This window comes from Arthrobacter sp. TmtSoilC51, assembly GCF_055388015.1.
This window is the reverse complement of sequence record NZ_AP035877.1, coordinates 3575739-3600370: the sequence shown is the minus strand read 5'-3', so window position 1 is coordinate 3600370 and position 24632 is coordinate 3575739. Positions and strand designations below refer to the sequence as shown.

Genomic DNA, 24632 nt, shown 5'->3' with positions numbered 1-24632 from the left:
GTCTGCGCTGTGGTTCCCTGGAGGAGCTGTGGCCTAGAGGACGTCCGAGAGGAAGCCCTGGAGCCGTTCCGTCCGGGGGCTGTTGAAGAGCTGCTCCGGGGGACCGGATTCCACGACTACGCCAGCGTCCATGAACGTCACGACGTCTGAGACATTGCGGGAGAAGCCCATCTCATGGGTTACCACCACCATGGTCATGCCACCCTGTGCGAGATCGGTCATCAGGGCCAGGACGCCCTTGACGAGTTCCGGATCCAGAGCAGAAGTGGCCTCGTCGAAGAACATGACCTCGGGCTTCATCGCCAGCGCACGGGCAATGGCTACGCGCTGCTGCTGGCCGCCGGAAAGGTTGGCAGGGCGGGCATCGGCCCTGTGCTTGAGGCCGACCAGGTCCAATTGGGCCAACGCCTCGTCACGCGCCTGTTCCTTGGACATTCCGCGGATCTTTCGCAGTGCCAGGGAAATGTTCTCGGCCACGGTCTTGTGGGGGAAGAGATTGAACTGCTGGAACACCATGCCGATCCGACGCCGAAGTTCGTCGGGGTTGTCCTTGAGGACGGAACGGCCATCCAGCAGGATGTCGCCCTGATCCGGCTCGATGAGTCGGTTCATCACGCGAAGGAGCGTTGACTTGCCTGAACCCGAGGGGCCGATCACGGAAGCCGTGGTGCCCTTCTCAACGTGCAGGTCGATGCCCCGCAGGACATGGTTGGTGCCGAACGACAAATGGATGTTCTTTGCCGTCAACGTGCCAGATGAAAATTCACTCATGCGTGGGCTCCCTTCCCGACGACCGCCGCGGCGTCGTCCGGTTCCTTCTTTTCCGGCCGGCCTGAACGGAAGCGGGCATCAATCCAATTCACAAAGTGCGTAAGCGGGATTGTGAGTACCAGGTAGAAGATGGCCGCAGCAACGTACGGTGAGAGGTTGCCGCTGGTTGCAGCCGCGTCCTTGCCGATCTGGAAGATCTCCCGCTCCGTGGCCAGCAGGCCCAGGAGGAAGACGAGTGAGGACTCCTTGATCAGGGCAATGAATTGGTTGACCAGGGCAGGAAGCACCCGACGGATGCCTTGGGGAACCACTACCAGCCGCATGGAAGCGCCGTAGCCGAACCCCAAGGCGCGGGATGCTTCGAGCTGTCCCTTATCCACGCTCTGGATACCTGAGCGGAAGATCTCACCGATGTAGGCACCCGACATCAAAGACAGTGCGGCGATGGCCATCGGGTACGGGCTTGTGGAGCCCGTCAGTTCACGGATGATGGGGCCGAAACCGAATCCGATGACCAGAATGGTCAGCACGGGCGGAAGTCCGCGGAGGACGTCCGTGTAGATGCGTGCAATCCATCGGGCTGCGGCGTTCCGGGAGATCCCCATCAGGGCCAGGGCCATGCCCAGCAGGGTCCCGATGATGCCCGAAATGACAGCGAGCACCAGGGTGTTCGGCAGGCCGACAGCGAACATCTTGGGAATGACTTCGCCCATCGCCTTCCAGTCAAGGAAGGTGTCAGCTAGTTGCTTGAGGATATCCATGGAACGCCCGGGTTACTTGGCCGGGATCTGGACGGCCTTGCTGCCCGGCTTCCAGCCCTGCGGAGTCTGCTCGGCCGCTGTGGGACGATCGGTGTACCACTCGGAGGTGAGCTTGGTCCACGTACCGTCAGCAATGACCGCGTCCAGCCCGGCATTCAGGGCATCGAGGAGGGGCTGATTGTCCTTGTTCACGGCGTAAGCCGTGAAGTTCTGCGTGTTGACAACCTTTTCGGCGATCTTGGTGCCGTCGCCGTCCTTGACCTGGCCGGAAGCCTGCTGGGAGGGGGCCACCCAGGCGTCGATCTGACCGTTCTTCACGTTGCCATAAACGGTGTTGTAGTCAGGGAAACGCACGGGCTCGAGCTTGAGTGTGTTGGTGACATAGTCATCCTGAACGGTGCCCTGGACGACGCCGATCCGGACGCCTTCCTTGAGGTCGGCGAAGCCCGTGACCTTGGCGTCGTTCTTGGTCACAACAGCCATGTAGCCAAAGTCGTAGCCGTTGGTGAAGCCGACTGTCTTGCGACGGGCGTCCGTGGTGGAGATCGAGGAGGATCCGACGTCGAACTGCTTGTTTGCTACCTGCGAGAGCAGGGCGGAGAAGTCGGTCGATGCGAACTCCACCTTCAGGCCAAGCTTGTCGCCGATGGCGCGCAGGAGCTCGTTGTCATAACCGGTGAATTTGCCGGAAGGATCGATGAAGATGTTCGGCGGTGCATCGGACAGGGTGCCTACACGCAGGGTGCCATCAGTGACGAGGCCCAGCTTGGACTTGTCGATCTTGTCCAGCGCCGTGACGTCCGCGGTGGTGTACTTGTCCAGCGTCTGTTGGTCGCTGCCGGCCAGGGCATCGGTGGGCGAACCGCTGGGCTGGGAGGTTCCTCCTCCGCATGCTGCCAGGGAGATCACCAGGGCCGCGGCTACGGGAGCAGCAGACAGCCACTTGAGGGCTTTGAATTTCATGAAGAAATCACTTTCATCGGGTCACAGAGACGTTTCGCGGTGGGCGGGGAACGTGGCAACAAGAATGGGGATGGCTGCCCTAGCAGACTTCAACCCGCCAAACTTAATTATGTCACCAGCCCGCCGAAGCACGGTGAATCGAAGAAGTGATTGCTCTGGCTCATTTTTTCCGAACAAAGTTCCGGCATCAATGCTGGGCTCGCGGAACTATTCCGGGCTAGGGTGCAGGGGCGGAATCCGCGCGCAAGACGTATGTGCTGGCAGGTTCCCAAAATTCTTGTGACTTGCATCCCAACCGCGGCTCTTTTGGAGCTGGAGCTGCCTCAGAAGCCGCCGCGGCTGGCATCCTCGGGTGGCAGGACGGGCCACTCGCCCTCGATCACAGCCGTAGGCTTGCTTCGCCGCAGATACTGCTGGAAGTCGGCCGCTTGGGATGCGGCCCAGTCCACCTGCAAATGGTGCAGCTTGGACGCAGGCATCTGCAACTTGGGGAATTTGCCAGCCATGGCATCCAGGACGCGCAGAGTCGCCAAGGCGTCGGCAGCGGAGGTGTGGGCGTTGTCCAGGCTCACGCCATATTCCTCGCATAAAGCGGTCAACGTCCGCTTGCCCTTGCGGTACCGGTCCACCTGCTTGTTCATCACGTAGGGGTCCAATACCGGGAAACGGGTGAGTTGCGGGACACCGTGCCGTGCTGACTCGGCAGCGAGCACCGTGAAGTCGTAGCTGGCGTTGAAAGCAATGACTGGAGTGTGGTCGTCGAACAATTCCTGTAGAACGGCCGCTACCTCGCGGGTGACCTCGGCCGCCGGGCGGCCTTCGGCCCGGGCTTTTTCCGTGGTCACCCCGTGCACCTCGCTGGCCTCCAAAGGAATCTCGACGCCGGGATCCGCCAGCCATTCATGCTCTTTGATGAGCTGTCCGTGCGCATCCACCACAGTGATTGAAGCAGTGACGATGCGGGCAGAACGGGAATTCTTCCCGGTGGTTTCGAGGTCGAAGGCAGCGCGGGGGAGGGTGTTCCAGGAGCTCATGGTTTCACGCTACCGGCTGGCCCCGACAGTACTGGGGACGACACTCCTGCGGCTACGCTGATCACATGCGGATGGAGTATGTGACGGCGGTGCTGGCCGTTGTGGACCTTGTTCCGCCCGGCACGGCCGTGTCATATGGTGACGTCGCAGAACTCCTTGGAGCTGGCGGACCCAGGCAGGTGGGCGCCGTGATGAGCCACTACGGCAGTTCCGTAGCGTGGTGGCGGGTCCTGCGGGCAAGCGGCGATGCCCCGCCGGGCCACGAGGCAGAGGCGTTGCGCCACTACGTGCAGGAATCCACCCCACTGCACGGTGCCTTTGAGCCATTCCTGCGGACAGGTGAGGGCCGTTGGCGCGTGGACCTCGGCACCGCGCGATGGGCGCCAACTGATGCTGATTTCGATCTTATTGATGTGATCTCGGACCAGTTGGAGCGTCAGCTCCATATTTTGTCGGTGCCCGATGATGAAATGACTGTGTGACCGCAACAGCTACCAGAACCCGCCAAGCCCCGGCAGCCCTTCGCTTGCTTCCGCCGCGCGAGATCCACTACGCGGCACCTGACCTGTCTCCGGACCAACGTGCGGTTGTTTCAGTCAGGCAAGGAGGCGGGCCGGTCCTGGTCCCCGGAGGCCCGGGCACCGGAAAGTCCACAGTGCTGGTCGAATCAGCAGTCCGGCGGGTAAATGAAGACGCGGTGGATCCTGAACGGATACTTATTCTCGCTCCAGGGCGCCACGCCGCGGCCGCCTTGCGGGACACCTTCACCGGTCGCCTGGACAGAAGCCTCAGTACGACGCCGGCCCGCACCTGGGCGTCTTACGCTTTCGACGTCATCCGGCGCGCTAAAGCGGAAGGCGTCTTGCCGCTGCCACGACCACCCAAGCTCCTGTCCGGCCCGGAACAGGATCTGATCATCAAAGAGTTGCTGGAAGGCCACTCCCGCCCCGGGCACCAGTTGCCCTGGCCAGAGGACCTTTCCGCAGCACTGCCCACCCGGGGATTCCGCCACGAGATCCGCCAATTGTTTGATCGCATCATCGAGTCTGGCCGCACTGCAGAGGACTTGGTTGGCCTCGCCTACGAATGTGGGCGGCCCGATTGGATGGCGGCGGCCGAGCTGTACAGCGAGTACCGGGACGTTTTGGACCTCCGAATGCCCGAGGCCTTCGATCCCGCAGGCATCATCACTACCGCACGGCAGATTTTTCAGGACTCGCCTGCTTTCCTGGCTGCCGAGCGTGAACGCCTGCAGCTGATCCTCGTGGATGATGCACAGGAATCCAATCCGGCTGTGTTTGAGCTCCTGGCCGATATTGCAGAGGGCAAGGACACTGTAGTCACATATTCGCCTGACACTGTGGTGCAGGGCTTTCGCGGGGCGCGGCCGGACCTTGTCGCTGAGCTTCCCTCGCTCCTGGCGGGAAGCCACGGGGTTCTTGAACGGCCACTGTGGATTACGCACCGGCATCGCTCCGAGGTAGCGCAGGCCTGGACGAGGGTTGCCGCACGCATCTCACAACGATCCGGGGGCCAAAGGGCCAGGCGCCTGGAACAGCAGGAGTCCCTCGACGCCGTTCAGGCAACCAGCCCGGAGGGGCGGGTTGAAGGACATGTGCTGCCTTCTCCTGTCCATGAGCTTCGCTATGTGGCCCAGCGGATTTTGGAAACTCAGTTGCGTGAGGGGCGCGACTTCAGTGACATTGCTGTCATCGTCCGCAACGGCGGCTTGATCTCGCAGCTCCAGCGCTACCTCAGCGGGCAGGGAATCCCTGTACGGGTTCCTGTGGCGGATTCTGCGGTCCGGGATGAGGTGGCCGTCCGGCCCCTCCTGGAGGCCTTCGCTGTCGTCCTTGATCCCGCAAAGCTCACTCCTGAAACTGCCGTTTCCCTCCTGACCTCGCGGATTGGCGGCGCATCCGCCATTGAGCTCCGCCGACTCCGTCAATCTCTCCGTCGCGAGGAGCTGCTCGGTGGCGGCGGACGATCCAGCGACGCTCTGCTGGTGGAGGCGCTGCTTGAACCGGGAGCGCTTGCTTCGCTGGGAATTGAAGGAAACTCTGCCCGCCGGCTTGCCCGGATGATTGCTGCCGGCACTGCCGCGTCGGCTGCGCCTGGGGCCAACGCGGAATCGGTCCTTTGGGCGCTATGGCACGCCACGGGGTTGGCTTCCCGCTGGTCGGACGCCGCGCTGGAAGGAGGAAGCGCCGGAGCCCGCGCGGACCGCGACCTTGACGCCATGATGGCGCTGTTCCACACGGCAGAACGCTTCGTGGATCAACTGCCAGGCTCCGGTCCGGAGCAGTTCCTCGATTACTTGTTGAACCAGGAACTCCCTATGGACACCCTCGCGGCGAGGGCCCAGCTTGAGGAGTGCGTGGAAATCATGACTCCGGCAAGTGCTGCGGGCCGCGAATGGCCTGTAGTGATCGTCGCCGGCCTCCAGGAAGGCGTCTGGCCGAACACGCGCCTGCGTGGGGAACTCCTGGGCAGCACACTGTTCGCTGACGCCGTGGAGCACGGAGTTGAGCATGCGCTGGGACGTGGCCCCCTGAGCAGGCTAAGGGACATCCGGTACGACGAACTGAGGAGTTTCTCCACTGCGGTCTCACGGGCCCGGGAGGTCCTTATCTGTACTGCTGTCTCCTCAGAGGACGAACAACCTTCGGCCTTCCTGGACTACGTGGCACCTTTGGCTCCCGGCGAGTACAGGCGGGACTACACGCCGGTGGATCGTCCCATGACTCTGCGCGCCTTGGTTGCCGAGTTGAGACAGCATGCCCAGGCTGAGGACCCGGACGCCAACGAGCCATCGCGGACCGCGCAGGAAGCAGCACGTGTGCTGGCCCGGCTCGCCTCTGTTGATCCACCTGTGCCCGGGGCCCATCCGGATACGTGGTGGGGTTTGGCACCCTTGAGCTCCCGGGAAGCCGTTGTCCCGCCGGGAGGCACCGTGTCGGTATCGCCATCCAAGGTGGAGGCTGTCCACAAGTCCCCGCTCGACTGGTTTGTTCAGGCGGCCGGGGGCGAGGCCGCCACTGACTTCGCACGGAGCCTGGGCACGCTGGTCCACACCATTGCGCAGGAATTGCCGGACGCCTCAGGTGCGCAGTACGTTGCGGAACTCGTTCGCCGGTGGCCCACCCTTGGCATGAAGGACAACTGGGAAGGGAAGCTCGATTACCAGCGCGCTGAACTGATGGTCCGTAAGTTGGCTCAGTACGTACTCATCATGCGCAGCGAAGGCAGGAGCCTGCTCGCGGTGGAGCACGACTTCGAAGTGCAACTCCCCGACGTCCAGCTACGTTCCACACCTCTGGATTCGGTTGTGGACGATTCAGATGTCACTCGACACGCCGTGCTTCGCGGACAGGTTGACCGGCTGGAACTCGACGCCGAAGGTCGCCTGGTAATCGTCGATCTCAAGACCGGGAAACGCCAGCCAGGCAAGTCCGAGGTAGCCAGGCACCCCCAGCTGGGGGCGTACCAGGCAGCGGTGCTCAAAGGTGCGTTTGAGGATGCCGGCGCCTTTGGGGATGCCGTGCGCCGGGTTCCGGGTGGAGCCGTCCTCGCACAGCTGGGAACCAAGACCAAGAGCCCAGGAGTTCAACAGCAGGATCCACTGGAGCCTGATGACAACTGGGCAGAGGCTTTGGTCAACGAAGCCGCGGAACTGATGGCTGGTGCAACGTTCGAAGCCCGGCACGATCCGAGCAAGGGGGGACACGGCGGACATGGCTGCCGTCTGCCCGATATTTGCCCACTGTGCGCCAGAGGAAAGCAGGTCACTGAATGAGTACCGATCTTCTTGAAGGATCCGCACACGTTGAAGGAACTGAACAGGGCGAAGCCGGAATCCTGGACGCGGAGTCCGCGTTACCTGCTCCCAGGTTCTCCCCATCGGAGTTGGCAGACATCCTTGGCGAAAAGAACCATCCCACAGCAGAACAGGCAAGCATCATCGCTTCCTCGCTCACGCCACGCCTTGTGATTGCCGGCGCAGGGTCGGGGAAGACGGCCACGATGGCCGACCGCGTGGTTTGGCTTGTTGCCAATGGTTGGGTCCGGCCCGAGGAAGTCCTAGGCGTGACTTTCACCCGTAAAGCCGCTGGCGAGCTTGCTGGCAGGATCCGGGCCAAACTGGCCACTCTCCAGCGGATCGCCGGAGAGGACGATGGCAGCATCGGCTTTCCTGACGGGCTTCTGGGCGCCGACGACCTCGAGCCCAAGGTGTCTACTTATCATTCCTACGCCAGCGGAATTGTTTCGGACTACGGATTGAGACTGGGTATCGAGCGGGACGTCGTCCTGCTGGGTGGTGCACAGTCGTGGCAGTTGGCAAGCGAGGTGGTGGAGGCTTACGACGGCGAATATGAGCATTTCACCGCAGCAAAGTCGACGCTTGTCAATGCTGTCATCCAGCTCGCTGGCGAGTGCGCCGAACACTTGCAGGACCCGGGCGCCGTCCGGGACTGGGTGCTGGAACGCGTTCAGACCTTCGAGCAGCTCCCTTACGTGGCCGGTGCAAAGAAGAACCCCACTCAGGCAGCGGGGGAGCTCGCGGCGATGCTGCGGACCCGGGCCAGCGTCGCAGACATGGTGGTCCGTTACCAACAGGCCAAGCGGCAAAAGGGAGTGCTGGATTTCGGGGACCTTGTTGCACTCGCGGCGCGTATTGCCAGTGAAATTCCGTTGGCCGCGGCCACTGAGCGGGCACGCTACAAGGTGGTGCTGCTGGACGAGTTCCAGGACACCTCGCACGCTCAGCTTGTCTTGTTTTCGCGCCTTTTCGGCCGCGGCCATGCCGTCACCGCTGTGGGGGACCCCAACCAATCCATTTACGGATTCCGCGGCGCCTCGGCTGGCCAGCTCTTCCACTTTGTGCAGGAGTTCCCCGTAAGGCACAGCGATCCAGCATCAGGCGGTGATGACTATTCTGTGGCGCCAACGTCGTACTTGACCACGGCTTGGCGCAACGGCAGGAACATTCTCCAAGCCGCAAACACGATTGCCGCACCCTTGAACAAGGCGGCCGCTTCCGAGGGGCCGGCAGGGGAGCGAGGCACTGCAAGCAACGTGAGTGTTCCACCCTTGGTGCCGAGTCCGGTGGCCGCGGAAGGCAGCGTTGTCATCGCTCGATTCAGCACTGACGAAGACGAGGCCGGCGTTATCGCCCGGGACATCCGGCGTTACCAGAGGACTGTCTTCGAGGAAGAGAACGACGGTACCCCGGTCAAGCCAACCATGGCGGTACTGTGCCGGCGGCGTGCGCAGATGGAATGCCTCCGGCGGGAATTCGAACTTCAAGGAATTCCCTATGAGATCGTTGGCCTCGGCGGTTTGTTGGACACACCTGAGATTGTGGACCTGGTGGCAACGCTGCGGGTTCTGGCTGATCCAGGCCGTTCCGATGCGTTGATGCGGCTTCTGGCAGGAGCCCGATGGCGGATTGGGCCTGCAGACCTCATGGCCTTCAACGATTGGTCCCGTTTCCTGGCCAGAAGGAGGTCAGGCGCTGGCAGCGCTCTTGAGCTCGCCGACGAAGAACCGGCTGCAGTGGTGGTGGAAAGCGACATCACTGATGCCGCAAGCCTCGTGGAAGCCCTGGACTTCCTTCCCCGCCCAGGTTGGACCTCCGGACATGGTAGGACGTTGAGCCTTTCTGCCTTGGAACGATTAACGAGGTTGTCGGAGGAACTGCGCTCTCTCCGAACCTACATCGGGGATGATCTGACAACCTTGCTCGGTGAGGTGGAACGTGCCATGTTGCTCGATATCGAGGTAGCAGCAAAGCCTGGCGTCAGCATCCATCAGGCACGCCGAAACCTGGATGCCTTCCAGGACGCGGCCGCCGGGTTCCTGCAGACCTCCCAGCGGATCGATCTCCTTGCATTCCTCTCCTGGCTGGAAGCCGCGGCCTCCGAAGAGGGCGGCCTGGACATTGCCCCCTTGGAAACCAACCGGGAAGCTGTCCAACTCTTGACAGTGCACGCTTCCAAAGGGCTTGAATGGGACGTCGTCTTTGTCCCCGGGCTCAACGAGGGCTCCTTCCCGAGCAACAGGGACTCACGTTGGAGCAGTGGCGCGGCTGCGTTGCCTTGGCCGTTGCGGGGTGACCGCGCCGATCTGCCGCAATGGGATCTGGACCACCACGATCAAAAGGGTTGGCTGGACGCAGAGAAGGATTTCAAATCCGACGTTCAACATCACGGCGAAGCTGAAGAGCGCAGGCTTGCGTACGTCGCCTACACGCGGGCGAAGTATGTTTTGTGTGTTTCCAGTTCCGCGTGGAACGGGTCGAGGTCTGGCATGGCGGGGATGTCGTCGTTCCTGTCCGAGCTGGCGCCACTCGCGGGAGTTTCTTCCTCCGGCGAAGCCGCGGTCAGTGCCGAGGCGGGCGCCCTGGTGCATCCCGAGTCGGTAGCCGAAGAAGCGCTGCCGGAAAACAGCCCGCTCACTACTACGCTGGAAGTGGCCCAATTTCCGTATGATCCGCTCGAAGGACCGGCCGATCCCCGGACAGGGGCCCGGCTTAGGCTCGTTCCCGGCCGTCGAATCGCCATGGACCGGGCTGCTGCCAGAGTGCTCGAATTCATGGAGGAATCCGCTTCTCAAACATCATCGCAAGAACTCACGGGCATCTCGGGGCGATGGTCACACGAAGCGCAGTTGCTATTGGATCGCCGTCGGCAGGGAAAGCTCCATCAGGACGTGCACTTGCCCAGCCACATCTCGGCGTCCCTCTTCGTTGACCTTGGCATGGATCCTGCAGCCGTGCTGGCCCAGCTCCGCCGACCAGTGCCCCGGGAACCAGGCATTTCGGCGCGAAAGGGCACAGCCTTCCATGCCTGGGTGGAGGAGTACTTCGGAACGACCGGCATGTTGGACATCGACGAAGCACCTGGCTCGGATGCCCATATCGACGAAGCGTACGGCTTGGATCACATGGTTGAAGCGTTCAAGCAATCGGAGTGGGCGCACCGGGCTCCAGCTTTTGTGGAAGTACCCGTGGAAACGAGGATCGGTGACGTTGTGGTCCGAGGACGCATCGACGCCGTTTTCCGCGACGCCGACGGTCGCTGGCAACTTATTGACTGGAAGACAGGTCGCCGGCCTGCAGGCAAACAGCTGGAAGCGAGGGCCGTGCAGTTGGCCGTGTACCGTCTCGCATGGTCGCGGTTGAAAGGTGTTCCCTTGGAGGAGGTCAGCGCGGCGTTTTACTACGTGGCGGAAGATGCAGTCGTCCGCCCGCACGACTTGGGCACCGCCGAGGAACTTGAGCAGATCATCGGGAAGGCACTTAAGAACGATCCCTCGGCTGCGGACTCCAAGTAGCCGGAGTCCGGGAACTCCGGTCGGGAACGCAGGTCAGGATCGTTCGCCCGCATGCAGCGGAGTCACGTTGACAACATTCAACGCTGCAGTTGAGGCGTCATCACCTGCCGGCGAGGCCTGATTTCCCGCGTCCGTCTCTTGCCTGGGGGAAGGACTTGCGGCAGAAGCTCCCTGAGGCCGGGAATTGGGGCCCTCTGTCGACTTGTCCGGTGCGGTTACGGTAACCGCGCCTGGGAGCGCATCGTTGCCAGCCGCTTCGGCGTGCGGGAGCTCCTTCGGAGACGTGGGAGGTAAGGGCGCCACTGAGACTGCAGCACCCGCGTCGGGAATCGCCACGACCGTAACGGCTGGCTGCTGGGTGCTGGCCTGCGGATTAGATGCATCCTGTACGGCTGCGCTTTCAGCCTCGGCTGCTGCCGCCTGCTCAGCTGCCAGAACGGCCTCGTCATGCCTGGCTTGCTCTTCGATGTCGGCCGCAAGGGACTGCAGCATTGATACTGCCTCTGACGTCATGTCCTCATGCCCAACAGCCATTGCCTTTACCAGGTACTGGGCCAAGGCGAATTCAGCCAGCAAGGCGGCGCGTCGGAGCAGATGGGCGTCGGGCGTGTCCCGGCGTGCCTCGGTATACCGGCTAAGCACGGCCTCAACGAACGAGGCTTCGTTGGACGCCACCAGCCAAGCGAAATCATCGGCGGGGTCTCCGATGCGAAGATCGGTCCATCCCGTCAACGCCGTCACAGTATCGTCCTGGACCATCAGGTTGTCTTCGTGGAGGTCCCCATGAACCACCGAAGTGTTGAAGCGCCAAAGCGCCACGTCCTCAAGGGCATGTTCCCAGCGACGCAGCAAAGTGGCAGGAATCTTGCCGGTGGTGGCTGCCTGGTCCAATTCGTTGAGCTTGCGCTGCCGAAACTCGTTGGCGGAGTAACTGGGCAAATCGGCATTGTTGACCAGTGCCAGGGGAAGGTCGTGGATGGCGGCCAGTGCATTGCCAATTTCATGGGCCAGAGCAGGGCTGCCAGCGGAGAGTTCGTCAATTGAGAGCGTCGAACCCTGCAAATGGGCATACACGAACGTTGTGAGGGCGCCCTGCCGGACCGTTCCGGCGACGGTTGGCACATGGAAAGGGAGCTCGGCACGGATGGCAGGCGCAAAAGCCCTCAGGACCATGAACTCCGTTTCGAGGCGGGTACTGGCCTCGGGATGCCGCGGCGAACGGACGCGCCAGCGCTTGCCTTCCGCGTCGAGCAACAACGCCGAATCGAAGTCGGCGTCGTCGTCGGGGGAATAGGCTGTAGCCGTCGGTGCCAGTCCGGGCACCGCCGCGGTTGCTACAGCGGCCAGTTCGAGCGGTGTTCTTCTCACGTCTTCCACGGTAGATTGAGTGGCGCCTATGGCCATGATGCAGTGCGGCGAGTCTTCAGATCCGCACGAAAACAAGGCAGAAGTTGACCATCAGATCGTTCAGGGCGCGGCAGCGCGGTGATATGCACATGCGGCCGTTCCAAATGTTCTTTGTCGGTGCGAATCAGTACGGTAGATACATGAGTTATACGGAGTCGCCGGCGCTGGCCAACCACTTGATGGAAACTGTTCTTCCAGTGCGCCCGGCGTTGGTGGACCGAGGCTCCAGTGCGCGCATGAAGCCGGGCATGGTTGAGGACCTCATCGTCTCCGGCAAGGCCAAAGCGATGGTTATATCCCAACGCAAAGCGTTGGTGAACGCCGACGGACTCTGGTTCGGCGACGCCGGTCCACTCTGGGCCGCCCTCGGCGAGGCAGAGGCTGGCGCCGTGACTGCTATCTATTTGGGTATCACCTTGCGGGCCTCGTCCGTAGCCGAAGGTACTCCTGTTTTGCTGTTTACCGTCATGGAGCCACCCGCACCGGGGACAGCCCTGATCCCTTCCGATGCGGAATGGGCCGGGTTCCGGGAAGCTGCCGGACGTCTCGATGCTACTGACACCGCTTTGTTTATCGAAGCCAGTGCCATCTCCAACTGGCATGCGACGCATACGCACTGCCCGCAGTGCGGCACGCCGACTGATATTGAAACCGGGGGCTGGGTCCGGCGTTGTCCCAGGGACAACTCTGAACACTATCCGCGCACAGACCCCGCGATCATCGTTACCGTGGTGGGCCCTGATGGCCGGCTCCTGCTCGGCGGCGGCGGACCCGCCGATGCCAGGAACTACTCCACACTTGCTGGATTCGTTGAACCCGGGGAATCGCTTGAGCAGGCCGTTGTCCGCGAAATCGGCGAGGAAGTTGGTGTCCGCGTTACTGCGTGCCAGTATCTCGGTTCGCAGTCGTGGCCCTTCCCTGCCTCGCTCATGCTGGGCTTTACGGCAAAGACCGACGACGCCGTTGCCCGCCCTGACGGCGTCGAGGTCACCCGCGCGCGGTGGTTCAGCCGGGAAGAGTTGCAGGAGGCCGTGCTAAGTGGCGAGATCACCATTTCCACGCGCCTGTCGATTGCGCGCTCGCTGATTGAGCATTGGTACGGCGGCGTTATCGAAGACCTCCAGCCGTGACAGGTGGAATTTTCGACGCTGGCGGCTCACTCGAGGAGCGAATTCTCAGTGGTTTGGATGACGAGCAACGTGAAGTAGCCAGTACTCTCACCGGCCCCCTGTGCGTACTCGCAGGTGCAGGCACAGGCAAGACCCGCGCCATCACGCACCGTATCGCCTACGGGGTGCACTCAGGGGTGTATTCCCCACAAAGGTTGCTTGCTGTGACCTTCACTGCGAGGGCAGCGGCGGAAATGCGCAGCAGGCTTCGGGATCTTGGCGTGGCCAATGTGCAAGCGCGGACCTTCCACGCTGCCGCCCTGAGGCAGTTGCAGTTCTTCTGGCCCCAGGCGATCGGCGGGACCCTGCCTAGCCTGCTGGACCACAAGGCCAACATGATCGCTGAAGCCTCACGCAGACTTCGCCTCAGCACGGATCGCGCGTCCATCAGGGACTTGGCTGCAGAGATTGAGTGGGCCAAAGTGTCCATGCTGACACCGGCAAACTATTTGGAGAACGCACAAGGCCGCGGAACTCCGGGAGGCTTCGACCTTACTGCGGTGTCCAGGGTGTTCCAAGCGTATGAGGATATTAAGACCGACCGCAACGTCATTGACTTCGAAGACGTCCTGCTGATTACGGTTGGGATCCTCCAGGAGGATCCAAGAGTGGCAGCAACAGTCAGGGAGCAATACCGCCACTTCGTCGTCGACGAGTACCAGGACGTTTCACCGCTTCAGCAGCGGCTCCTGGATCTCTGGCTGGGTGGCCGTGACGAATTGTGCGTCGTAGGCGATGCCAGCCAGACCATCTACTCTTTTACCGGGGCTTCGCCCAAACATCTGCTGAATTTCAAGGCGCGCTATCCGGACGCCACTGTGGTCAAGCTCATCCGTGATTACAGGTCCACTCCACAGGTCGTCAAGCTGGCCAATGACCTCCTCGCGTCCAGGCGAAGTGGCGGACCAATCGCAGATGCCGCATGGGCGCCGCCGCTCAAGCTTGTGGCTCAGCGGCCACCCGGCCCAGAGCCGCGGTTTATGGAATGTCCGGACGACGAAGCAGAGGCCGCGGTCGTTGCCGGCAGAATCCAGGAGCTGCTCAATACGGGGGTCAAAGCAAGCGAGATCGCCATCTTGTTCCGCACCAACGGGCAATCGGAAGCTTACGAGCAAGCGTTGGCGTCGGCCGGGATCGGCTACCAGCTTCGCGGTGGAGAGAGGTTCTTCGCCCGCAAGGAGGTCCGGGATGCCATCCTGCAGTTGCGCGCCGCAACCAGGGCTGTGGCAGAAGGCCCCCCGGAGCCCTTGGGTCAGATTGTCCGTGACATTGTTGCTTCGCTTGGCTACAGCGAAGCCGCACCGCACAGTGGGGGAGCTCTTAGGGAGCGTTGGGAATCGCTGGCTGCCTTGGTGGCTTTGGCTGATGAGTTGTCGGTCAGCCGCGGAGAGTCCTTCACGTTGGCCGAGTTCGTCAACGAGCTCCAGGAACGTTCAGTAGCCCAGCATGCTCCCACGGTTCAGGGCGTGACCCTTGCTTCCCTTCACTCAGCAAAGGGCCTTGAATGGGATGCCGTGTTCTTGGTGGGCCTGAGCGAAGGACTTATGCCTATATCCTTCGCGGACACGCCAGAGGACGTCGATGAAGAGCGGCGATTGCTCTACGTCGGGATTACCCGTGCCCGTGAGCAGCTGAACCTCTCATGGTCCTCTGCGCGAACGCCGGGAGGCCGCGCCAACCGCAAGCCCTCGCGCTTCCTCGATGGACTCCGGCCGGATTCCGTGGCGTCTGCCAATGCCCGCAGCCGGGCAGGCTCCACGCGACGCAAAGCCGCCGCACCGGCGTCGTGCAGGGTGTGTGGAAGCATGCTTGCCTCCGGAGCCGAGCGGAAGGTGGGTCGCTGCAACCAGTGCCCACCCACCTATGAGGAACAGACTTTCGACGCCTTGAGGCAGTGGCGACTGGATGAAGCGCAAGCGGCCGACGTCCCCGCCTATGTGGTCTTCACTGATGCCACATTAACCGCCATTGCTGAAGCCCGGCCTGCATCGCTGGAGGAACTGGCGGGCTTGGCTGGGGTTGGGCCATCCAAACTGGAGCGCTATGGCGAAGCCGTCCTCGCAGTCCTGGCAGAGAGCACTAGCTTCTGATGCCGCACTCAACAGCCAGCGGCCCCGACGTTCCGAATCTCACCGACGACGGCGCTCCGGTCGTCGTTAGGCGCTCAGCCCGGCGGCGACGGACCGTGGCGGCGTTTTGGGAAGACGGTAACGCCGTAGTCGCGATTCCGGCCAGTTTTACCAAGTCGCAGGAACGCGAATGGGTGCGGCGCATGCTTGCGAAGCTTCAGAGGCAAGGGGAACGCCAGGCTGGCAAATCAGCTCGGCGCCGACCTGCCACCGATGAGGCCCTTGCCCAGCATGCGGCGCACCTTTCGAGGACCTACCTCGGAGGGCGGGCGGTCCCGTCGTCGGTCCGGTGGGTGACCAACCAGAACTCACGTTGGGGCTCGGCGACTCCTGCGGATGGCACCATCCGGCTTTCAAACAAGCTTCAATCGATGCCCCAGTGGGTCATCGATTACGTGCTCCTGCACGAACTGTCGCACTTGCTGGTAGCTGGACACAATGCGCATTTTTGGCGCCTGCTTGAGGCCTACCCCGAGACTCAGCGCGCCAAAGCGTTCTTGGAGGGGGTCGCCTTCGCGACGTCACGGGGTCTCACCGGGGACCCTCATCAATCTGCCGAAACCGGCCCGGACGCGGACACCACGGGCTGGGAATGACGATGGTCGCCATGAAGTTCATGGCGACCATCCCAGACGCTAGTTCGATGGCGACTGCGGGCCTGCATTGCCTGAGTCGGGCCCGGCGTCGTCCGGGGAGCCCTCGTCTTGGGATCCCTCATCCTCGGATGCTGCGTCCCCCGGTACGTCATACCCACCGCTCAGGAGCTTCTGCAAAGCATCATCAACCTCGGTGTCGCTGGCCTCGGCGAGCCTGCGGCGTTCGGAGAAGCCCTTGGGGTCGTCCAGGTCTGCACCGGTGGGCAGGAGATCGGGGTGGTGCCAAATGGCGTCACGGCCCGCGATGCCCCGTTCAGCTTTCAGGGTAGCCCACAAAGTAGCGGCCTCCCGAAGCCTGCGTGGGCGCAACTCCAAACCTACAAGCGAAGAGAACGCATGTTCGGCAGGACCGCCTGTGGCACGGCGGCGGCGGACAGTTTCGCGCAGGGCCGTAGCCGACGGCAGTACCTTGTCCGTGGCTTCAGCAGTGAGTTCGTCTACCCACCCTTCCACAAGGGCCAACGCCGTTTCGAGCTTCTCAAGAGCGGCGGTCTGAACCGGCGTGCGCTCCGGCGTGAAGACACCTTGGGACAAGGCTTCCTGGATTCCTTCGGGATTACTGGGGTCCAGATCCCGGGCAAGGTCCTCGATACGGGACATGTCAATATGAATGCCTCGTGCATAGGCTTCGATAGCGCCAAGCAGGTGCCCGCGAAGCCATGGCACCTGCACGAACAGCCGGGCATGGGCTGCTTCGCGGACGGCAAGGAACAGCCGTACATCATTTTCGGGGAGGCTGAGGCCTTCCCCGAACTTGGCAACGTTGGCGGGGAGCAGAGCCATCTCCAGGTCAGCCAAGGGGACACCAATGTCCGTAGAACTGACTACCTCGGCCGAGAGTGCACCGATCGCCTGTCCCAGCTGCATCCCAAAAATGGCACCGCCCATGTTTTGCAGCATGGATGAGGCGCCGCCCATCATGGACTTCATTTCCTCGGGCATCTGCTGGGTGAGTGCGTTGGACAAGGCGTTGGCGATGCTGTTGGCGACTGGTTCTGTCAGCCGCTTCCAGGTTCCAAGCGTTGCCTCGACCCATTCTGCGCGGGACCACGCGCGGCCGATGAGTCCGGTGGCGGAAAGATCTGTCACAGGATCCAGCCACAGCTCGGCGAGCCGGAGTGCTTCATCGACCTCCCGGGCTTGATGGGCGTTGACGGAGGGGTCGCTCCCGGCGGCCGCCACGCGCCGCGCGTTCTCATGGGCCAGTTGCCAGTTCACTGGGCCCTCGGACGTTGAACTCATCATGGCCTGAACCTGCGCGAACATTTGCTGTAACAGCTGGGGGTCGTTGGGGAGCCCCGCAGCTTTGGCGAGTTCGGCGGGATCGATGTTGCCCATGCCCTGGCCGCCCATCAGGTTTTGCAGCATTTCCGCCAGCGGATCCTTGGGCGTCTCATCGTCATCTGACGGGTTGTTGGGATTGGAAGTCATGGTGCCGCCGATCGTCGAACTGGCTGGTGATCACTTTCACCGTACCGCGCGGTGGGAAGGCTGTCTGCCTGTGTGCGGCGTCGTTCGCTGTAGGCAAAGCATCCGCCACAACGTCCGACCGCGTAATGTGGATGTTTGGTATGTGCCCGTCGCCGCGGCCAGCGGCAGGAGCCAGAATACCGGACACGAAGCGCCGGTAAAGATGTACCGGTAAAGAGAGGCCTCAATGCTTACTTCGCCCAGCCCGGAGGGCTCGCTCGATCCGCGTCAAACGCCCGACGCCGATCCCTCCCCGGCGTCCCCGGAACCTCCCGGCAGCGGCCGGTACATGATCATGGTCGTTTCGGGCCTGCTGGCCCTGGGACTGGGGATCGGGGCCGCGGCGCTGCCTGTTCCCTACGTTGTTGAGTCTGCGGGACCTACCTTTAATACGTTGGGGCAGGACGGGGACAAACCGGTCATCAGCATTTCGGGTCACGAGTCCTTTCCGGCCAAGGGAAACCTGGACCTGACCACCGTCGTGATGGCTGGCGGGCCCAAGAGCCCTGCCACTATTTACGAAGTCTTCCGGGCCTGGTTGGACAAATCAAAAGCCATCTATCCCGAGGAACTGATCTATCCCAAAGGCACTACCGCCGAAGAGACGGTTCAGCAGGGCGAGATTGCGATGGAGACCTCACAGGAGAATGCTGTTGCCGCAGCGTTGCGGCAACTGGACATTCCGTTTGAGCAGCGGCTCAACGTGGCGGGACTCTCGGATCCGTCCCCTTCCGTGGGGAAGCTCCGGGAGGGTGACCGTTTGACATCAATTAATGGAAAGCCCATCTCCTCCCTCGGCGTGGTCCAGGCTGAACTGGCGGCCGGAAACGGCGCCCCGGCTGTGGTCGTCGTGGAGAGGAACGGTTCTTCCGTCACCGAGACGATAACGCCCACCAAGAATCCCGCCGGCCGCTACGTCCTGGGTATCCTGCTGGCCAGCGATTTCACTTTCCCGTTTGATGTGAAAATTTCTTTGGACAACGTGGGCGGTCCGAGCGCTGGAATGATGTTTGCCCTGGGAATCGTGGACAATCTCACGCCAGGGGACCTTACCGGAGGAAAGCATGTGGCCGGGACCGGAACCATCACCCCTGATGGAGCAGTGGGAGCCATTGGCGGCATTGCGCAGAAAATGATCGGCGCCCGTCAGCACGGGGCCACCATGTTCCTGGCTCCCGCCGCGAATTGTGCGGACGTGGTGGGGCACGTTCCTGATGGCCTGCAGGTAGTGAAGGTGGAAACGTTGGCCGACGCTACCGCGGCGGTGGAACGACTCGGTTCAGGACAAGACACGGCTGGCCTTCCCACCTGCGCAAACAACTAGACTGGCGGTGGAACTTAGCTCCACTGCCACTCGTGGCATATATGACGGACTCCGCCATCGCCCAGGGGCAGAGATCGTCGAACACGCGCACACCGACTTTTAACTGACGACCACCAATGAGGTACAGAGTTTGTCCCGTCCCGCCAGCTCCAACCCGCCCGGAAGATCGCCGCTGAGACGAGGTGCCCTGACTCCGACGCTCATCGTCGTGGCAGTGGCCGTCGTTGGATTCATTTTCTTCGCCAATGTGTGGACAGACGTCCTCTGGTACCAACAGCTTGGCTTCTTCGAAGTCTATGTCCGCGAGAACCTCGCCCGGATCGTCACCTTCCTGGTCGGGTTCGCCATGATGTTCGCCGCCGTTTACTTCGCAATCAGGATCGCCTACCACGCCCGGCCCGTTTACGCCCCGGATGCTGAGTCCCGCGACAACCTGAACCGTTACCAGGCCCAGCTTGAGCCTGTCCGCCGTGTGGTCATGATCGGCCTCCCCATCCTGTTCGGGCTCTTTGCCGGCAGCGCGGCGGCAAGCCAGTGGCAGAAAGTCCTCCTGTTCTTTAACCAGGAGCCCTTCGGTCAATCGGATCCGTTATTCAATCTGGACATCAGCTTCTACCTGATGTCGCTTCCGTTCCTTGGTTTTGTTACCGGATTCCTCATCAGCATCGCCGTAGTTGCTGGCATAGCGGGCATCCTTACCCACTACCTGTACGGAAGCATCCGGCTCATGGAGCGGGGTGTTTTCACCAGTCGTGCTGCCCAGATCCACATCGCTGTAACGGGCGCATTCTTCCTGTTGCTGCTCGGCGTTAATTTCTGGCTGGACAGGTACTCCACCGTGCAGAGCTCATCGGGCCGGTGGGCCGGCGCGTTGTACACGGACGTCAGTGCCGTCGTACCCACCAAGGCCATCCTGGCGGTTGCCGCCGGCCTGGTCGCGATTCTCTTTATCATTGCTGCGGTCATTGGCCGCTGGCGCCTGCCCGTGATCGGCACCGCGATGCTGATCATCACGGCCATCCTGGCCGGTGGCGTCTACCCGTGGGTTATTCAGCAATTCCAGGTGCGTCCGTCGGAGAACACCCTGGAAAGGGAATACATCGACCGCAACATTAAGATGACCCGGGCAGCCTACGGCTTGGACAAGATTGATGTCTCTGCCTATAACGCCACCACAACGGCCACAAGCGGAGCATTGGCAAAAGACGCCCAGACCGCGGCCAACATCCGCCTGCTGGATCCGAACCTCATCTCCTCGGCGTTCGCCCAGCTTGAGCAGTACCGTCCGTACTACCAGTTCCCCCAGACACTGAACGTGGACCGCTACACCGTGGACGGCAAAGTGCAGGACACCGTCATCGCTGTTCGCGAACTGAACCCGGACGGCCTGAGTGCAAACCAGCAGACCTGGGTCAACCGACACATCGTTTACACGCACGGCTACGGTGTTGTCGCAGCGAAGGGCAATAAGTTCACGGTTGATGGCAAGCCGGAATTCCTGCAATCAGGCATTCCGTCCAACGGCGTTCTCGGCAACGACACTTCGTACGAACCGCGTATCTACTTCGGCGAGAACTCTCCCGAATATTCGATCGTTGGCGCTCCGGAGGGTGCCCAGCATCGCGAACAGGACCGCCCAGCAGGTCGCGAAGGCGGGGGAGAAACCCAATACACCTTCACCGGCAACGGCGGGCCCATCGTGGGCAACTGGCTCAACCGTATTCTGTACTCCATTAAATTCCAGTCTTCGGACTTGCTGCTATCAGACGGCGTAAATGAGAAATCCCAGATTCTCTACGACCGGAATCCCCGCGAACGGGTTGAGAAGCTCGCCCCGTACCTGACTGTGGATGGCAACGCCTATCCGGCTGTCGTCGATGGTCGCGTGAAGTGGATCGTTGACGGTTACACCACCAGCCAGTACTTCCCATACTCACAACCTCAGCAGTTGCAGAACGCGACAGTTGATTCGCAGACCAGTGCGGGCCGGACGGTGACACTGCCCAACAGTTCGGTCAATTACATCCGCAACTCGGTCAAGGCCACGGTTGACGCATATGACGGTTCCGTCACGCTCTATGCCTGGGACGACCATGATCCTCTCCTGAAGGCTTGGCAGAAGGTGTTCCCTACCACCATCAAGCCCTACACAGAGATGTCCGGCGACCTCATGAGCCACGTCCGCTACCCGGAAGATCTTTTCAAGGTTCAGCGTGAACTCCTGGGGCGCTATCACGTCACCAACCCTGACAGCTTCTACCAAAACAACGATGCGTGGAGTGTTCCGAATGACCCCACAGTCTCGGAAGCCGTCAAGCAGCCGCCGTTCTACATGTCTCTGCAGATGCCTGACCAGGACAAGCCTGCTTTCCAGCTGACGTCATCCTTCATTCCGCAAACGGTCAACGGCAACGCAAGGAATATCCTCTACGGATTCCTGGCCGCCGATTCAGATGCCGGAAACGTCAAGGGAGTTAAAGCTGACAGCTACGGCAAGCTAAGGCTGTTGCAGCTTCCTACGGATACCCAGGTTCCTGGCCCAGGCCAGGCGCAGAACAAGTTCAACTCGGATCCCACGGTGTCGCAGGCGCTGAACTTGCTACGTCAGGGCGCATCCGACGTTTTGAACGGCAACCTGCTGACCCTGCCCGTGGGTGGCGGTCTGCTTTACGTCCAGCCCGTCTACCTGAAGTCGACGGGCGAGACCTCTTACCCCACCTTGCAGCGCGTACTTGTAGCCTTCGGCGACAAAATCGGCTTTGCAGCTACCTTGGATGAAGCCCTGGACCAGTTGTTCGGCGGTAACTCCGGTGCCAAGGCAGGAGACTCCGAGAACAACGGACAAACGCCCGCCACACCCCCTGGCACCACGACGCCACCTGCCGGACCTACGGATGCCAAAGCTGATCTCAAGGCGGCCCTGGACGAGGCCAACAAGGCAATCCAGGATGGCCAGGCCGCCCTGGCCAAGGGAGACTTCGCCGGCTATGGCCAGCAGCAGACCAAGCTGTCCGAGGCTCTCAAGAGGGCGATCGACGCCGAAACCCGCCTGGGCATTGCGCCGGAACCGACAGCGACGCCGAGTGCTACGCCAAGCGCCACGCCGTCGCCTTCGCCTTCGCCGAGCAGCTAACGCCCCGTGAATGAGTGACGGATCGTGATTTGGAAGGGCCGTTGCCCGCTCCTCCTGGAGCGCGCAACGGCCCTTCCTGTATGCAGAAAGCATCCGTGGAGGAAACGGTCCTTGGGAGGCAGGTTGGGCGATATTGTCGGGGGAGATGCACATCACGGTGCCAGGATTTGGTCTGCCATTCACCGGACGGTAATGTTGTTCTTGCGACGCGGGGTGGAGCAGTTCGGTAGCTCGCTGGGCTCATAACCCAGAGGTCACAGGTTCAAATCCTGTCCCCGCAACTGGAGAAAAGGTCCGGATCAGTTATTACTGATCCGGACCTTTTGTTTTGCTCGAACGTTTTTGTTTAGCCCGTACCTTGTCGATGATCCGGTTCCGCGTCCCCAACGAAGCAACGTGTCTCGAGTCGGAGCTGACAAGTGCAGGGCACCGGATGTGGTCTGCGGTCCAGCCCTCAAGAGAGTGATCTACGGCACCTTCGGGTGCGCATGGTCAGAAGCACTCTGTGGGTGCGGTAGAGTTGTTCTTGCGACGCGGGGTGGAGCAGTTCGGTAGCTCGCTGGGCTCATAACCCAGAGGTCACAGGTTCAAATCCTGTCCCCGCAACTGGAGAAAAGGTCCGGATCAGTATTCACTGATCCGGACCTTTTGTTTTGTTCTTCACTAGCTTTTGCTCTTCCTGCAGTAGGGGCCGCCCTTGCAGCGCCGGTGTTAGCATCGAATCCGGAATGGCGGCATGCCGGGAACGGATGGGAAGGCCGGATGGTCAAGGAAGACTTTAGCCAGGGCCTGGATCGGCAGGCCCTTCAAAGGGACAGCCCAGTAGCCGTGTACCAGCAGGTTGCAGACGTCCTGACGGATCAGGTCAGCCGGTTGGAACCGGGCTCACGGATCCCGACCGAAGAGTCGCTGATGGACGAGTACGGGATCAGTCGCACTACGGTCCGCAAGGCAATCGAAACCCTCGTTGTGAAGGGACTGCTTGTTCGCCGGCAGGGTAAGGGAACGTTCGTCATGGCCCAGCGTCCGGTCCGGATGCTGAACCGCTTGGCGCCCTTCATGGAGACGTTTACAGCGGCTGGGATGAAGACTGTCAAAGGCCTGATCGAATACAAGTGGATGGAGAAGGACAGGTCCGTGCCAGCCAAGCTGGTATCCGATGACAATCTCGTCCTGGTGATCCGTCGCTCCTATTCAAGTGGCGGGTGGCCTTATGCCATTGCGGAAATCTTCATCCCTTCCCACATTGGCCGTCACATCAGCCTCGCGGATGCTGAGCGCAATTCCATCTACCAGGTGATCCAGGACAGGACGTCCAAGCCACTCCAGCGGGCCGAGATCACGGTTACGATGCACGCCCCACCGGAGCACCTTGCCGATGCCCTGAATGTCCGTGAATTTCCCATGGTCCCGCGCTTGGAGCGGACCACTTTGGGGCCGCACGGTGAAGTCCTCGAATGCACCGTGACTTATTTCCACCCCAAAGGTTTCGAAATCCGTGCTGAAGTGGCCACAGACGTTGGTCCTAGCCAGGATCCTCTGGAGGCCTCTCCGCTCTAGGCAAGGTTGGCGACACAAACAGAATGGCCGGACCCTGGGAGGGATCCGGCCATTTGCATGGTTCAGGTGCACATCAGAGAGCAGTAAGGCCCTGCGTTGCTAGAGTTTGTCGAAGTCGGTTTCGTCAATGTTTGCACCGCTGGAGGCGGGGGCGCCGGCCCCGATGGCAGGCTTGCTGCCGCCAGACTCCTTCAGGGCCGCCAGGCGGGCCTCAATCTCGGTCTGCTCGCCAAGGTCCTCCAGCTGGTTGAACTGGGCATCCAAGCTGGATGCAGCAAGTTCCTGCTGGCCCAGCACCTTGGCTTCCTCCCGGCGAATCTTCTCTTCGAAGCGGCCAACTTCACTGGTTGGGTCCATGATGTCAATGCTCTTCAAGGCATCGTGCACCTGTGACTGCGCAGCGGCGGTCTTGGAACGGGCCACGAGTTCGTTGCGCTTCGCCGTGAGCTGGTTGAGCTTGTTCTTCATCTGGTCAAGCCCATTCTTGAGCTTGTCCACAACTTCGGTCTGGGACGCAATGCTGGGCTCCGCGGCCCTGGCTTCGGACTCTGCCGTCATCTGACGCTGGATGGCAACCTTGGCAAGGTTATCGAACTTCGTGGCATCCTCGGTGTCACCGGCAGCCCGGTACTCGTCCGCCTTGCGCGACGCGGCAAGGGCTTTGCTGCCCCAGTCCTGTGCGTTCTTGACGTCTTCGTTGTAGTCGGCCTGCAGCATGCGGAGGTTGCCGATGGTCTGAGCCACTGCAGACTCGGCCTCAGCAATGTTGTTCGTGTAGTCGCGGACCATCTGGTCCAGCATCTTCTGCGGGTCTTCAGCCTGGTCCAGCAAAGCGTTGATGTTTGCTTTGGCAAGCTGCGAGATCCGGCCGAAAATGGACTGCTTAACCATGGTGTTGCCTTTCGTCCTGCTCAGTGGAA

Annotated in this window: 16 protein-coding genes and 2 tRNA genes; 11 read left to right on the top strand and 7 right to left on the bottom strand. The window is 61.6% G+C overall.

Annotated features, from left to right (window positions below; all coding sequences use genetic code 11):
- Window positions 1-33: 33 nt before the first annotated feature.
- The 4 genes from ACZ5G6_RS16375 to ACZ5G6_RS16360 form a co-directional block, all read right to left on the bottom strand.
- A complete protein-coding gene (locus ACZ5G6_RS16375) occupies window positions 34-771 on the bottom strand; it encodes an amino acid ABC transporter ATP-binding protein (protein WP_223933692.1) in 738 nt (245 codons plus the stop codon).
- Complete coding sequence (locus ACZ5G6_RS16370) at window positions 768-1532, bottom strand: amino acid ABC transporter permease (protein ID WP_223933691.1); 765 nt, start codon at window positions 1530-1532, stop codon at window positions 768-770. The genes ACZ5G6_RS16375 and ACZ5G6_RS16370 overlap by 4 nt, the downstream gene beginning before the upstream one ends.
- A gap of 12 nt (window positions 1533-1544) precedes the next feature.
- The gene (locus tag ACZ5G6_RS16365) at window positions 1545-2495 is read right to left on the bottom strand and encodes an ABC transporter substrate-binding protein (protein ID WP_223933689.1); all 951 of its coding nucleotides are present in this window, start codon (window positions 2493-2495) and stop codon (window positions 1545-1547) included.
- A 323-nt stretch (window positions 2496-2818) separates the two neighbouring features.
- Window positions 2819-3529, bottom strand: a complete 711-nt coding sequence (locus ACZ5G6_RS16360; protein ID WP_223933687.1) for a 3'-5' exonuclease — start codon at window positions 3527-3529, stop codon at window positions 2819-2821.
- Between the two features lie 65 nt (window positions 3530-3594).
- Here ACZ5G6_RS16360 and ACZ5G6_RS16355 point away from each other — a divergent pair, with 65 nt between their 5' ends.
- The 3 genes from ACZ5G6_RS16355 to ACZ5G6_RS16345 are packed head-to-tail and all read left to right on the top strand — an operon-like array spanning window position 3595 to window position 10864.
- On the top strand, window positions 3595-4011 hold the full coding sequence (locus ACZ5G6_RS16355) for an MGMT family protein (protein ID WP_498686599.1): 417 nt from the start codon (window positions 3595-3597) through the stop codon (window positions 4009-4011).
- Complete coding sequence (locus ACZ5G6_RS16350) at window positions 4008-7325, top strand: ATP-dependent helicase (RefSeq protein WP_498686595.1); 3318 nt, start codon at window positions 4008-4010, stop codon at window positions 7323-7325. The genes ACZ5G6_RS16355 and ACZ5G6_RS16350 overlap by 4 nt, the downstream gene beginning before the upstream one ends.
- Window positions 7322-10864, top strand: a complete 3543-nt coding sequence (locus ACZ5G6_RS16345) for an ATP-dependent helicase (RefSeq protein WP_498686591.1) — start codon at window positions 7322-7324, stop codon at window positions 10862-10864. Before ACZ5G6_RS16350 ends, ACZ5G6_RS16345 begins: the two co-directional genes overlap by 4 nt.
- A gap of 33 nt (window positions 10865-10897) precedes the next feature.
- On the opposite strand, the gene ACZ5G6_RS16340 is transcribed toward ACZ5G6_RS16345, so the two are convergent.
- Window positions 10898-12232, bottom strand: coding sequence for a macrolide 2'-phosphotransferase (locus ACZ5G6_RS16340; RefSeq protein ID WP_498686589.1), 1335 nt, complete (start codon window positions 12230-12232; stop codon window positions 10898-10900).
- Window positions 12233-12411: 179 nt separating this feature from the next.
- Between ACZ5G6_RS16340 and nudC the strand changes: the two genes are divergently transcribed.
- From nudC to ACZ5G6_RS16325, 3 genes are read left to right on the top strand one after another with little or no spacing between them, the layout of a single operon-like run.
- Entirely contained in the window at window positions 12412-13401 is a 990-nt protein-coding gene (gene nudC, locus ACZ5G6_RS16335) for an NAD(+) diphosphatase (RefSeq protein ID WP_498686587.1), read from the top strand.
- Window positions 13398-15530 carry an ATP-dependent DNA helicase UvrD2 gene (locus ACZ5G6_RS16330; RefSeq protein ID WP_498686585.1) on the top strand — a complete coding sequence of 711 codons (2133 nt, stop codon included), beginning with the start codon at window positions 13398-13400 and terminating at the stop codon, window positions 15528-15530. The genes nudC and ACZ5G6_RS16330 overlap by 4 nt, the downstream gene beginning before the upstream one ends.
- Window positions 15530-16165: a M48 metallopeptidase family protein gene (locus ACZ5G6_RS16325; RefSeq protein ID WP_223933677.1), complete on the top strand. Its 636-nt coding sequence runs from the start codon at window positions 15530-15532 to the stop codon at window positions 16163-16165. Before ACZ5G6_RS16330 ends, ACZ5G6_RS16325 begins: the two co-directional genes overlap by 1 nt.
- A 39-nt stretch (window positions 16166-16204) precedes the next feature.
- Here ACZ5G6_RS16325 and ACZ5G6_RS16320 read toward each other — a convergent pair whose 3' ends face one another.
- On the bottom strand, window positions 16205-17656 hold the full coding sequence (locus ACZ5G6_RS16320; RefSeq protein ID WP_498686584.1) for a zinc-dependent metalloprotease: 1452 nt from the start codon (window positions 17654-17656) through the stop codon (window positions 16205-16207).
- Between the two features lie 226 nt (window positions 17657-17882).
- Here ACZ5G6_RS16320 and ACZ5G6_RS16315 point away from each other — a divergent pair, with 226 nt between their 5' ends.
- The 5 genes from ACZ5G6_RS16315 (at window position 17883) to ACZ5G6_RS16295 (ending at window position 23712) form a co-directional block, all read left to right on the top strand.
- The gene (locus ACZ5G6_RS16315; protein WP_223933674.1) at window positions 17883-19019 is read left to right on the top strand and encodes a YlbL family protein; all 1137 of its coding nucleotides are present in this window, start codon (window positions 17883-17885) and stop codon (window positions 19017-19019) included.
- Window positions 19020-19149: 130 nt separating this feature from the next.
- Window positions 19150-22152 (top strand): UPF0182 family membrane protein, encoded by a 3003-nt coding sequence (locus tag ACZ5G6_RS16310; protein ID WP_498686582.1) that lies wholly within the window; start codon window positions 19150-19152, stop codon window positions 22150-22152.
- Window positions 22153-22359: 207 nt separating this feature from the next.
- Window positions 22360-22433, top strand: a tRNA-Met gene (locus ACZ5G6_RS16305).
- A 251-nt stretch (window positions 22434-22684) separates the two neighbouring features.
- Window positions 22685-22758: transfer RNA gene (locus ACZ5G6_RS16300), tRNA-Met, on the top strand.
- 156 nt (window positions 22759-22914) lie between these two features.
- Window positions 22915-23712: a GntR family transcriptional regulator gene (locus tag ACZ5G6_RS16295; RefSeq protein WP_498686580.1), complete on the top strand. Its 798-nt coding sequence runs from the start codon at window positions 22915-22917 to the stop codon at window positions 23710-23712.
- 99 nt (window positions 23713-23811) lie between these two features.
- Here the strand turns inward: ACZ5G6_RS16295 and ACZ5G6_RS16290 are convergent, their stop codons facing one another.
- Window positions 23812-24603: a PspA/IM30 family protein gene (locus tag ACZ5G6_RS16290; RefSeq protein ID WP_498686577.1), complete on the bottom strand. Its 792-nt coding sequence runs from the start codon at window positions 24601-24603 to the stop codon at window positions 23812-23814.
- Window positions 24604-24632: the final 29 nt, after the last annotated feature.